Origin of the sequence: Kitasatospora sp. NPDC048722, from assembly GCF_040650235.1 — a bacterium.
GTDB lineage: Bacteria > Actinomycetota > Actinomycetes > Streptomycetales > Streptomycetaceae > Kitasatospora.
This window is the reverse complement of record NZ_JBEZGX010000054.1, coordinates 46,998-58,602: the sequence shown is the minus strand read 5'-3', so window position 1 is coordinate 58,602 and position 11,605 is coordinate 46,998. Positions and strand designations below refer to the sequence as shown.

The window sequence follows — 11,605 nt, the reverse complement described above, 5'->3', positions numbered from 1 at the left end:
GAGCCGCCTTCCAGCGGGCCCTCCGGGCGCTTCGTTCTTTCGTGTTTCCAGCTTATCAGACGTTTTCCGCTCCGTTTTCCGGAGTTTCATTCATCGGATCGGCTTTCGCCTTTCGGCGCTCCCGAACTCTACCAGAGTTTCTCGGGCCGTTTTCCTCGGTCCTTCTCGAATTCGAATTCGAGTGGCTTCCTTGGGGCCGTCCCGTGGGGCAACCCGGAGAACACTACGCACCGGGCCGCCCCACGTCAAACCAGCCTCAGGGGCTCAGACCTCGACGACGACCGGAAGGATCATCGGCCGGCGGCGGTAGTTGTCCGCCACCCACTTGCCGATGGTGCGGCGGACGAGCTGCTGCACCTGGCGGGGCTCGAGGACGCCGTCGCTCGCCGAGCGGTCCAGGGCCTCCTGGAGCTTGGCGACGACCGGACCGAACGCGTTGTCCTCGATGCCGGAGCCGCGGGCCTGGATGGTCGGGCCGCCCACGATCTTGCCGTTGGCCGAGTCGACGGCGACGAAGACCGAGATGAAGCCCTCCTCGCCGAGGATCTTGCGGTCCTTGAGCGAGGCCTCGGTGATGTCGCCGACCGAGGCGCCGTCCACGTAGACGTATCCGGCCTGCACCTTGCCGACGATCCGGGCGACGCCGTTCTCCAGGTCGACGCAGACGCCGTCCTCGGCGATGACCACACGGTTGCGCGGGACGCCGGTGGCGATGCCCAGGTCGGCGGCCGCCCGCAGGTGGCGCCACTCGCCGTGGACCGGCATCAGGTTGCGCGGCTTGCAGATGTTGAAGAAGTACAGCAGCTCGCCGGCCGAGGCGTGGCCGGAGACGTGCACCTTGGCGTTGCCCTTGTGCACGACCTTGGCGCCCCAGCGGGTCAGGCCGTTGATCACGCGGTAGACGGCGTTCTCGTTGCCCGGGATGAGCGACGAGGCCAGGACGACGGTGTCGCCCTCGACGATGCGGATCTGGTGGTCGCGGTTGGCCATCCGGGACAGCGCGGCCATCGGCTCGCCCTGCGAGCCGGTGCAGATCAGCACGACCTCCTTGTCCGGCAGGTCGTCGAGCTGCTTGACGTCGACGACCATGTTGCCGGGGACCTTGAGGTACCCGAGGTCGCGGGCGATGCCCATGTTGCGGACCATCGAGCGGCCGACGAAGGCCACCTTGCGCTTGTACTCGTGCGCGGCGTCCAGCACCTGCTGGATGCGGTGCACGTGGCTCGCGAAGGAGGCGACGATGATGCGCTTGTCGGCGTTCGCGAAGACGTTGCGCAGGGCGGCCGAGATGTCGCGCTCGTGCGGGATGAAGCCGGGGACCTCGGCGTTGGTGGAGTCCACCAGCAGCAGGTCCATGCCCTCCTCCGCCAGCTTGGCGAAGGTCGGCAGGTCGGTCAGGCGGCCGTCGAGCGGCAGCTGGTCCATCTTGAAGTCGCCGGTGGCGACGACCATGCCGGCCGGGGTGCGCACGGCCACCGCGAGGGCGTCCGGGATGGAGTGGTTGACCGCGATGAACTCGCAGTCGAAGGGGCCGATGCGCTCGCGCTCGCCCTCCTTGACCTCCAGCACGTACGGCCGGATGCGGTGCTCGGCGAGCTTGGCCTCGATCAGGGCGAGGGTGAGCTTGGAGCCGATCAGCGGGATGTCCGGGTTCTCCCGGAGCAGGAAGGGGACGGCGCCGATGTGGTCCTCGTGCCCGTGGGTGAGGACGATGCCGTCGATCTTGTCGAGCCGGTCCCGGATGTAGGTGAAGTCCGGGAGGATCAGGTCCACGCCGGGCTGCTCGTCCTCGGGGAAGAGGACGCCGCAGTCGACGATCAGGATGCGGTCCCCGTACTCGAGGACCGTCATGTTGCGGCCGATCTCACCGAGGCCGCCGAGCGGAGTGATACGGAGGGCGCCCTCCTTCAGGGCGGGGGGCGCGCCGAGTTCGGGGTGCGGGTGACTCAAAAGACTCTCCTCACGACGCACGCCATATGCCCGGGGTCCTCCCCCGGCGACATATGGCGTGCGTACTCAGTGTCGTGTGTTCCTACTGGGTCTGTGCTCTCGCGCCTTCGGTCCGGTCCAGCGGCGGGCCCGTGAGGGTCCGGCGAGCCGGGGGCGCGCACGTCTCTGTCTGTTACAGGTGTACCCCGCCTGCGGCGAGATCCTTCTTCAATTGCGCGATCTCCTCGGGCGTCGCGCCGACCAGCGGCAGCCGCAGCGGGCCGGCGGGCAGGCCCTGGAGGTCCAGCGCGGCCTTGGTGAGGATGACGCCCTGGGTGCGGAACATACCGCTGAACACCGGGAGCAGACCCTGGTGGATCGCCGTGGCCTTGGCCACATCGCCGGCCAGGTACGCGTCGATCATCGTACGCAGTTCGCCGGCCACGACGTGCCCGACGACGCTCACCACGCCGGCGGCTCCGACCGACAGCAACGGCAGGTTGAGGATGTCGTCGCCGGAGTACCAGGCGAGGTCCGAGCGGGCGATGGCCCAGGCGGCGGCGCCGAGGTCGCCCTTGGCGTCCTTGTTGGCGACGATCCGCGGGTGCTCGCCGAGGCGCACCAGCGTCTCGTGGCTCAGGGCCACCCCGCTGCGGCCCGGGATGTCGTACAGAATCACCGGCAGCCCGGTGGCGTCGGCGATGTGCACGGTGTGCCGGTACAGGCCCTCCTGCGGGGGCTTGCTGTAGTACGGCGTGACGACGAGCAGGCCGTGCGCTCCGGCCGACTCGGCCTGGCGGGCCAGTTCGGCGCTGTGGTGGGTGTCGTTGGTGCCGACGCCGGCCACGACGTGGGCGCGGTCCCCCACCGCCTCGACCACGGCACGGACGAGCTGGGCCTTCTCGGCGTCGCTGGTGGTCGGGGACTCGCCGGTGGTGCCGTTGACGACGAGGCCGTCGTTGCCGGAGTCGACGAGGTGCGTGGCGAGGCGCTGGGCGCCGTCGAGGTCGAGTCCGCCGTCGGCGGTGAACGGGGTGACCATCGCGGTCAGGACCCGGCCGAACGGCGTCTGGGGGGTGGAGGTCGGAGCCATGCGTCCAAAGCTACTCGTAGGCGGTGGGGCGGCTACCACACCGGTCCATGGTTCGGACAGGTGTCCGGCGGGGCTGGGCGGCCGGAACGGGCGGCGACACGGCGGTGACATGGGATTCCGGTGCTGCGTGCTCGGGGGTTCAGGCAGCACCGGAATCCGTGTTCACGAATGTAGGGAGCGGCTAGAAAAGCCGCAATCCAGACATGCCCGACACTCTGCCCATATGCTCATCGCCGCAGGTCAGGGCGCGACCCGGCCGTGCTTCTCGAAGGCCGCATGGGTGAGCGGCATGAGCTGCGCCCACTGCGCCTCCATCTGCTCGGCGACCATCTCGATCTCGCGCTGCGGGAAGGACGGCACGGCCGAGTTCTCCCGCTTGGTGCGCAGCGACAGGAAGTGCATCAGCGAACGGGAGTTGCAGGTCGCGTACATCGAGGAGAACAGGCCGACCGGCAGCACCGCGCGGGCCACCTCGCGGGCCACGCCGGCCGCCAGCATCTCCTGGTAGCGGTCGTAGGCCTCGCGGTAGGCCGCCTCCATCGACGCGGTGACGGTCTTGTGCTGCTCCGGGGTGCCCTCGACGAACTCGTAGCGGCCGGGGCGGCCCTGCTGGACGAGCTTGCGCTCCTCGGCGGGGACGTAGAAGACCGGCTCCAGCTCGCGGTAGCGGCCGGACTCCTCGTTGTAGGACCAGCCGCTGCGGTGGCGGTGGAACTCGCGGAAGACGAAGATCGGCGCGCTGATGAAGAAGGTCATCGAGTTGTGCTCGAACGGCGTGCCGTGCCGGTCGCGCATCAGGAAGTTGATCAGGCCCTTCGACTTCTCCGGGTCCTCCTGGAGCGCCTCCAGGGACTGCTCCCCCGCGGTCGAGACGCGGGCCGCCCAGATGACGTCCGAGTCGGCGGCGGCGCTGCGGACCAGCTCCACCGTGACGTCGCTGCGGAACCGGGGGGCCGTCGTTTCGTCGCTCACGCGTTACTCCTTGCGGGTTCGGTGCTGTCGTGCCGGTCGTGCTGGTGGTGCAACCGGATGGCGTGCTGCATGGTCTTGCGGGCGCGCGGGGTGTCCCCGGCGTCGGCGTACGCCACCGCCAGCCGGAACCAGACCCGCCAGTCGCCCGGGGCGGCCTCGGCCTCGGCCTGGCGGCGGGCGAACACCGCGTCGGCCGAGGCCCGCTCGATCCGGCCGCCCTTGGTGCGCTTCAGCTCGTCCACCGGCAGGCCGCCCTCGGCCTCCAGCTCGCGGGCGAGCCGCTCGCTGTCGCGGCCGAAGCGGACGGTCTGGCGCAGGAACCAGACGCCGATCACCGGGATGACGAAGGCGCACAGTCCGATGCCGATGCCGAGCGGCTTGCCGGTGGCGACCAGCTGGACGCCCTCGCCGATGCAGATCAGCGCGACCAGCAGCAGCACGCCGGCGAGGACGAAGAAGCCGGTACGCGAGGTCATCGCACACTCCCGGGGGTCGGCACGGTCACAGGTCCAGGAAGTGTTCGAGGCCGAAGGTCAGCCCCGGATGGTCGGCCACCTTGCGGGCGCCCAGCAGGATGCCCGGCATGAAGCTGCTGTGGTGCAGCGAGTCGTGCCGGATGGTGAGCGTCTCACCGGTGTCGCCGAACATCACCTGCTGGTGGGCGAGCAGGCCGCGCAGTCGGACGGCGTGCACCGGCACCCCGTCGACGTCGGCACCGCGCGCGCCGGGCAGGCTGTGGGTGGTCGGGTCCTGCTGCGGCGGGCGGCCGGCCTCGGCGCGGGCGGCGGCGATCAGCTGGGCGGTGCGGGTCGCGGTGCCGCTGGGGGCGTCGGCCTTGCGGTCGTGGTGCAGTTCGACGACCTCGACGGACTCGAAGTAGCGGGCCGCCGTCTGGGCGAACTTCATGCCGAGGATGGCGCCGACGGAGAAGTTCGGCGCGATCAGCAGGCCGAGCTCCGGGGCGTCGGCCAGCCAGCCGCGGACGGTGGCGAGGCGTTCCTCGGTCCAGCCGGTGGTGCCGGTGACCACGTGGATGCCGTGGTGCAGGCAGAAGTCGAGGTTGCCCATCACCGAGTCGGGGTGGGTCAGTTCGACCGCCACCTGGGCACCGGCCCGGGTCAGCTCCGCCAGGTCGGAGCCGCGGCCGAGCGCGGCCACCAGCTCCAGGTCCGGCGCGGCCTCGACGGCCTTGACGGCCTCGGAGCCGATCCGGCCCTTGGCGCCGATCACGGCGACACGCAGCGTCATAGCGAAGTTCCTCTCACACCAGCCGGTCTCAGACCAGCAGATCGGCGAGCTTGGCGGCCCGCTTGTCGTTGACCGGTCCGATCAGCGCCAGCGACGGCCGGTAGGCGCCCAGCACATCACGGGCGACGGCCTGGACGTCGTCCAGGGTCACCGCCGCGATCCGCGCCAGCATGTCGTCCACCGACAGGTGGTGCCCGTAGCTGAGCTCGGCCTTGCCGATCCGGTTCATCAGCGAGCCGGTGTCCTCCATGCCGAGCACGGTGGAGCCCGAGATCTGGCCGATCGCGCGCTGGAGCTCCTCCTCGGTGATGCCCTCGGCGACCACCTTCGCCAGCTCGGCGCGGCAGATCCGCAGCACCTCCTCGACCCGCTTGGGCTGGCAGCCGGCGTAGATGCCGAACAGGCCGCTGTCCGCGTAGGACGAGGAGTAGGAGTACACCGAGTACGCGAGCCCGCGCTTCTCCCGGACCTCCTGGAAGAGCCTGGAGCTCATCCCGCCGCCCAGGGCCGCGTTGAGCACGCCCATCGCCCAGCGGCGCTCGTCGTGCCGCGGCACCCCGGGCACGCCCAGCACCAGGTGGGCCTGCTCGGTGGAGCGGTTGAGCACCTCGACCCGGCCGGCCGTGCGCAGCGCCTTGACGCCGCGCCGGGCCTCGGCGGGAGCGGCGGAGGAGGCCGCGAGCACCGGTGCGAAGGCCTCCTCGACCTGCTTGACCACCTTGCGGTGGTCGAGGTTGCCGGCCGCGGCGACGACGAGGTTCTCGGGCCGGTAGCGGCGGCGGTAGAAGCCGGCGATCTGGTCCCGGGTGAGCGTCCTGATCGTCTCCTGGGTGCCGAGGATCGGGCGGCCGAGCGGGCCGCTGCCGAAGATCACCTTGGCGAACAGGTCGTGGACGACGTCGCCCGGGTCGTCCTCGGCCATCGCCATCTCCTCGAGGATGACGCCGCGCTCGGCCTCGACGTCCTCGGTGCGGATGAGCGAGCCGGTGAGCATGTCGCAGACCACGTCGATGGCGAGCGGCAGGTCGGTGTCGAGGACCCGGGCGTAGTAGCAGGTGTTCTCCTTCGCGGTGAAGGCGTTCATCTCGCCGCCGACCGCGTCCAGGGCGGCCGAGATGTCCAGCGCGCTGCGCCGCTCGGTGCCCTTGAAGAGCAGGTGCTCCAGGTAGTGGGTGGCGCCGTTGAGCTGCGGGGTCTCGTCCCGCGAGCCGACGCCGACCCAGATGCCGAAGGTGGCGGAGCGCACCGTCGGCAGGGTCTCGGTGACGACCCGCAGGCCGCCGGGGAGCACGGTGCGGCGCACGGTGCCGGCGCCGTCGGCGCCCTTGAGCAGGGTCCGGGTGGTGCCGGGGCGCTGCTTCGCGGCCGGGGCCTGGGCCACGGGGGGTACCTCCAGAGGAAACGCGCGGCCGGAGGACGCGCGTACGAACGCGGGGGACAACAGGGTGCGGCCCGCACGCCGGGAGGCGTACGGGCCGCAAGGGGTCAGCTAGCGGCGCTTCACTCGGAAGCGGCCTCGCCGCCCTCCTCGCCCTCGATGACCGGGATCAGGGAGAGCTTGCCGCGCGGGTCGATCTCGGCGATCTCGACCTGCACCTTGGCGCCGACGCCGAGCACGTCCTCGACGTTCTCCACGCGCTTGCCGCCGGCGAGCTTGCGGATCTGCGAGATGTGCAGCAGGCCGTCCTTGCCCGGCATGAGCGACACGAACGCACCGAAGGTCGTGGTCTTGACCACGGTACCCAGGTAGCGCTCGCCGACCTCCGGCATGGTCGGGTTGGCGATCTGGTTGATCGTGGTGCGGGCGGCCTCGGCGGCCGGGCCGTCGGCGGCACCGATGTAGATGGTGCCGTCGTCCTCGATCGTGATCTCGGCGCCGGTGTCCTCCTGGATCTGGTTGATCATCTTGCCCTTGGGGCCGATGACCTCGCCGATCTTGTCCACCGGGATCTTGATGGTGATGATGCGCGGCGCGTTCGGGGACATCTCGTCCGGGGAGTCGATGGCCTCGTTCATCACGTCGAGGATGTGCAGGCGGGCGTCACGGGCCTGCTTCAGGGCGGCGGCCAGGACCGACGCCGGGATGCCGTTCAGCTTGGTGTCGAGCTGGAGAGCGGTGATGAAGTTGCGGGTGCCGGCGACCTTGAAGTCCATGTCGCCGTACGCGTCCTCGGCACCGAGGATGTCGGTCAGCGCGACGTAGTGGGTCTCACCGTCGATCTCCTGGGAGATCAGGCCCATGGCGATGCCGGCGACGGCGGCCTTCAGCGGCACACCGGCGTTCAGCAGCGACATGGTGGAGGCGCAGACCGAGCCCATCGAGGTGGAGCCGTTGGAGCCGAGCGCCTCGGAGACCTGGCGGATGGCGTACGGGAACTCCTCGCGGGTGGGGAGCACCGGCAGGATGGCGCGCTCGGCCAGGGCGCCGTGGCCGATCTCGCGGCGCTTGGGCGAGCCCACGCGGCCGGTCTCGCCGACCGAGTACGGCGGGAAGTTGTAGTTGTGCATGTAGCGGCGACGCGTCTCCGGGGAGAGCGTGTCGAGCTGCTGCTCCATGCGCAGCATGTTCAGCGTGGTGACGCCCAGGATCTGGGTCTCGCCGCGCTCGAACAGGGCGGAGCCGTGGACGCGCGGGATGGCCTCGACCTCGGCGGCCAGGGTGCGGATGTCGGTGACGCCGCGGCCGTCGATGCGGACCTTGTCCTTGATGACGCGCTCGCGGACGATCTTCTTGGTCAGCGCGTTGTAGGCGGCGCTGATCTCCTTCTCGCGGCCCTCGAACTCGGGGAGCAGCTTCTCGGCGGCGAGCGCCTTGACGCGGTCGAGCTCGTTGTTGCGCTCCTGCTTGCCCGCGATGGTGAGGGCCTGGGCCAGCTCGTCCTTGACGGCGGCGGTCAGCGCGGCGAGGACGTCGTCCTGGTAGTCCAGGAAGACCGGGAACTCGCCGGTGGGCTTGGCGGCCTGGGCGGCCAGCTGGGCCTGGGCGGCGCACAGGACCTTGATGAACGGCTTGGCGGCGTCCAGACCGGAGGCGACGACCTCCTCGGTCGGAGCCTCGGCGCCGCCCTCGACCAGCTTGATGGTCTTGTCGGTGGCCTCGGCCTCGACCATCATGATCGCGACGTCGCCGTCCGGCAGGACGCGACCGGCGACGACCATGTCGAAGACGGCCGACTCCAGCTCGCTGTGGGTCGGGAAGGCCACCCACTGGCCGTTGATCAGCGCGACGCGCACGCCACCGATGGGGCCGGAGAACGGCAGGCCGGCCAGCTGGGTGGAGGCGGAGGCGGCGTTGATCGCGACCACGTCGTACAGGTGGTCGGGGTTGAGCGCCATCACGGTGACGACGACCTGGACCTCGTTGCGCAGGCCCTTGACGAAGGACGGGCGCAGCGGGCGGTCGATCAGGCGGCAGGTGAGGATCGCGTCCTCGGAGGGCCGGCCCTCGCGACGGAAGAACGAGCCGGGGATGCGGCCCGCGGCGTACATCCGCTCCTCGACGTCCACGGTCAGCGGGAAGAAGTCGAAGTGCTCCTTCGGCTGCTTGGACGCGCTGGTGGCCGACAGCACCATGGTGTCGTCGTCCAGGTAGGCCACGGCGGAGCCGGCGGCCTGACGGGCCAGGCGGCCCGTCTCGAAGCGGATGGTACGGGTGCCGAAGGAACCGTTGTCGATGACGGCCTCGGCGTAGAACACGTTCTCTTCCACCTGGAAGATCTCCTCTTTCGTACGTCTCCGGGAGAGCGTCCCCGCGTCCTGCCTGCCGGTGGGCCCTGTGCCCTCCTGTCAGGAGGGGCGGCAGTCGGGCCGGTCTTCGATCGAAGCCTCCGGCGGGTCCCGCTCGACTGCGGGGCTTCCGGGGGCCACTACCGAGGACCGGCGCCTCACGGCTGCCGGGCCGCGCGGGCGGTCCGCGTCTGGACGCTCTCTCGGATGCGGGCGGCTTCCGTTTGAAGCCTTCGGCCCGCGGGGGGTTGGGGTCCTTCTGCCTGGATGGCGCCTCGTGCGCCATCACCCGGCATGCCCACAACCCTACGGTGCAATCCTCGGCCACCTGGGGAGGTGCGCGCGAGTTGTTATGTCCGGGCGCCGCGGTCGAACGACCGCGGCATACGCGCGAGGGGCGGCTCCCCGGTGTGGGGAGCCGCCCCGAGCGGCGGTCTTAGCGGGCGCCGCCGGCGGCACCGCGACGGATGCCCAGGCGGTCGACGAGCGTACGGAAGCGCTCGATGTCCTTCTTGGCCAGGTACTGCAGCAGACGGCGGCGCTGGCCGACCAGGATCAGCAGGCCACGGCGCGAGTGGTGGTCGTGCTTGTGGGTCTTGAGGTGCTCGGTCAGGTCCGAGATGCGGCGGGAGAGCATGGCCACCTGAACCTCGGGGGAGCCGGTGTCGCCCTCCTTCTGGCCGAACTCGGCGATGATCTGCTTCTTGACGTCAGAGGCGAGAGCCACTGCAACTCCTTAACGAGGTGAACCGAGCGGTCCTGGTCTACGGCACAGGACTCATCGAGAACTCGGTGTCGTAACGCGGGCGCCGGCCGCTTCCTCCGCACCCTGGGGGCGGACACACGGCTGCGCTCGAAGGCCAAGCGTACCAGCGCCGCCCACGCGGGCGGCCGGCGGGGCCGGGGCGGGTCAGCCGGCGGCGCCGCGCACCAGACGGTAGACGTCGAGGACGGCGAGCGCGAGCGGGACGAGGGAGAGCAGGGCGAGGCCGTCGACGAGGTCGAGGACGCGTCCCCAGAAGGGGGAGACGCCGCGCCGGGGCACGACGAGCGCGGTCGCGGTGAGCACGGCGGCGCCGAGGGCGACGGCGGCGGTCAGCCAGACGGTGCGCAGGTCGGCGTCGGCGGGGGCGGCGCCCTGGGCGAACTGCCGGGCGTGCAGCGACAGGCCCGCGACCAGCAGGGCGAGACCGAGCAGTCCGGCCGAGGTGAGCGCGAGGACCTGCGCGGTGTAGCGGAACAGCCGGGCACGGAGCATGACGGCGAGGCCGAGCGCGAGCGCGAGCAGTTCGGGGAAGGCCGCGTCGGCGAAGCCGAGCAGCGCGCAGGCGCCGGCGACGACCGCGGCGCACCCGCCGACCAGGCCGACGAGGACCTCGTGGCCGCGGCGGGCCTGCTGGGCGATGCGCTCGTACCGGACGGTCTCGGCCCGGTTCTCGTCGTCCGCCTCGCCGCCGCGGGCCTGGCCGGGGGCGGCGTAGCCGACGGGCAGCCGGGCGAAGCGGGCGGCGAGCCCGGGCAGGAAGCCGATGGCGGCGACGGCGGCCACGCCGGTGACGGCGGCGATGCGGTGGGCCGGGGTGCCGGGCAGCAGCACGGCGGCGAAGGCGGCGAGAGCGCCCGCGGCGGCGGCGAGGGCGACGGCGACGAACACCGCGTCGCGTTCGGGGAGCAGGCCGGCCAGCAGGACGGCGGTGACGAGGACGGCGACGCAGCCGGTCAGGAAGTGCAGCCGGCCGGGGCCGTCCCCAGGCCGGGCGGCGGCGAGCAGGCCGGTCCCGGCGATCAGGGCGTGCGGCAGCGCGCCGAGGCCGAGCGCGACCGCCGCCGGGGCGTCCCCGTAGACCCGGGCGCGGACGCCGGCCAGGGCGGTGAGGACGACGGCGGCGACGCCGGCGAGGACGCCGGGCAGGCCGTGCGCGTCGTGGTGCGGGCCGGCGGACCACAGGGCGAGGCCGAGCAGCGCGAGCAGGACGGTGGCGCCGGTGAGGCCGAAGGCCCGGGTGAGTTCGGGGCTCCAGAAGCGGTGGTCGGCCCGGACGGCGCCCGCGATGGCGTCGGCGACGTCGTCGTAGACGGCCGGCGGGAGGGACTCGGCGAACGGGCGCAGCGTGAGCAGGTCGCCGTCGCGTACCTGCTGGGCGGCCAGCGACAGGCCGCCGTCGAGGACGGTGCCGTCGCGGCGTACCAGGTGGAATCCGGTGGGGACGCCGTCGGGCTGGGTGGCGCGGGCCAGGCGCAGGACGTCGGGGTAGAGGTCGGCGAGGGGGAGGTCCTCCGGCAGGGCGACGTCGATCCGGCGGTCCGGGGTGACGACGGTGACCCGGGCGAAGCCCGTCGCGACGGCGTTCATGCACCCGCCCCGCTTCGCTCGGCAGGGGCGTTCACCCACGTGCACCTGCTCCTGATGAGGTCGCTGCGCTCGCTCATGCGACCACCTCGGTCGTTCCGCGCACTGGACGTTCCCCCTGTCCCCGCGCCGGGGCGAAGCCACCCGGCGTACCCACGAGTTGACGCGGCGCTACCCTACCCGTGCCGAGAGTACGGGTGCGACCAGTACCGTCGGGCGCCCCGACGCCGCGTTCGGCGGCCGTGTCGGGCGGCCGCCTCCGGTGTACCGGCGCCTAGGGGTGGGGG

General features: G+C 71.6%; 9 protein-coding genes. All 9 read right to left on the bottom strand.

Translation table 11 applies throughout. The features are described from left to right. Nucleotides 1-264: 264 nt before the first annotated feature. The 9 genes from AB0C76_RS31575 to eccD all read right to left on the bottom strand — a co-directional run bounded on the left by AB0C76_RS31575 (nt 265) and on the right by eccD (nt 11,321). Nucleotides 265-1,950 (bottom strand): ribonuclease J, encoded by a 1,686-nt coding sequence (locus AB0C76_RS31575; RefSeq protein WP_359972154.1) that lies wholly within the window; start codon nt 1,948-1,950, stop codon nt 265-267. Between the two features lie 172 nt (nt 1,951-2,122). Further along, nucleotides 2,123-3,022 carry a 4-hydroxy-tetrahydrodipicolinate synthase gene (gene dapA / locus AB0C76_RS31570; RefSeq protein WP_359972152.1) on the bottom strand — a complete coding sequence of 300 codons (900 nt, stop codon included), beginning with the start codon at nt 3,020-3,022 and terminating at the stop codon, nt 2,123-2,125. A 240-nt stretch (nt 3,023-3,262) separates the two neighbouring features. Continuing rightward, a complete protein-coding gene (thyX, locus tag AB0C76_RS31565; RefSeq protein ID WP_359972150.1) occupies nt 3,263-3,994 on the bottom strand; it encodes an FAD-dependent thymidylate synthase in 732 nt (243 codons plus the stop codon). Next, a complete protein-coding gene (locus AB0C76_RS31560) occupies nt 3,991-4,470 on the bottom strand; it encodes a tetratricopeptide repeat protein (RefSeq protein ID WP_359972148.1) in 480 nt (159 codons plus the stop codon). The genes thyX and AB0C76_RS31560 overlap by 4 nt, the downstream gene beginning before the upstream one ends. 25 nt (nt 4,471-4,495) lie before the next feature. Next, entirely contained in the window at nt 4,496-5,242 is a 747-nt protein-coding gene (gene dapB / locus AB0C76_RS31555; RefSeq protein WP_359972146.1) for a 4-hydroxy-tetrahydrodipicolinate reductase, read from the bottom strand. Nucleotides 5,243-5,270: 28 nt separating this feature from the next. Beyond that, entirely contained in the window at nt 5,271-6,623 is a 1,353-nt protein-coding gene (locus AB0C76_RS31550; protein ID WP_359972144.1) for a pitrilysin family protein, read from the bottom strand. Between the two features lie 119 nt (nt 6,624-6,742). After that, the gene (locus tag AB0C76_RS31545; protein WP_359972142.1) at nt 6,743-8,950 is read right to left on the bottom strand and encodes a polyribonucleotide nucleotidyltransferase; all 2,208 of its coding nucleotides are present in this window, start codon (nt 8,948-8,950) and stop codon (nt 6,743-6,745) included. 454 nt (nt 8,951-9,404) lie between these two features. Beyond that, nucleotides 9,405-9,695, bottom strand: a complete 291-nt coding sequence (gene rpsO / locus AB0C76_RS31540) for a 30S ribosomal protein S15 (protein WP_196952393.1) — start codon at nt 9,693-9,695, stop codon at nt 9,405-9,407. A gap of 183 nt (nt 9,696-9,878) precedes the next feature. Beyond that, on the bottom strand, nt 9,879-11,321 hold the full coding sequence (eccD, locus tag AB0C76_RS31535) for a type VII secretion integral membrane protein EccD (RefSeq protein ID WP_359972140.1): 1,443 nt from the start codon (nt 11,319-11,321) through the stop codon (nt 9,879-9,881). Nucleotides 11,322-11,605 lie beyond the last annotated feature (284 nt).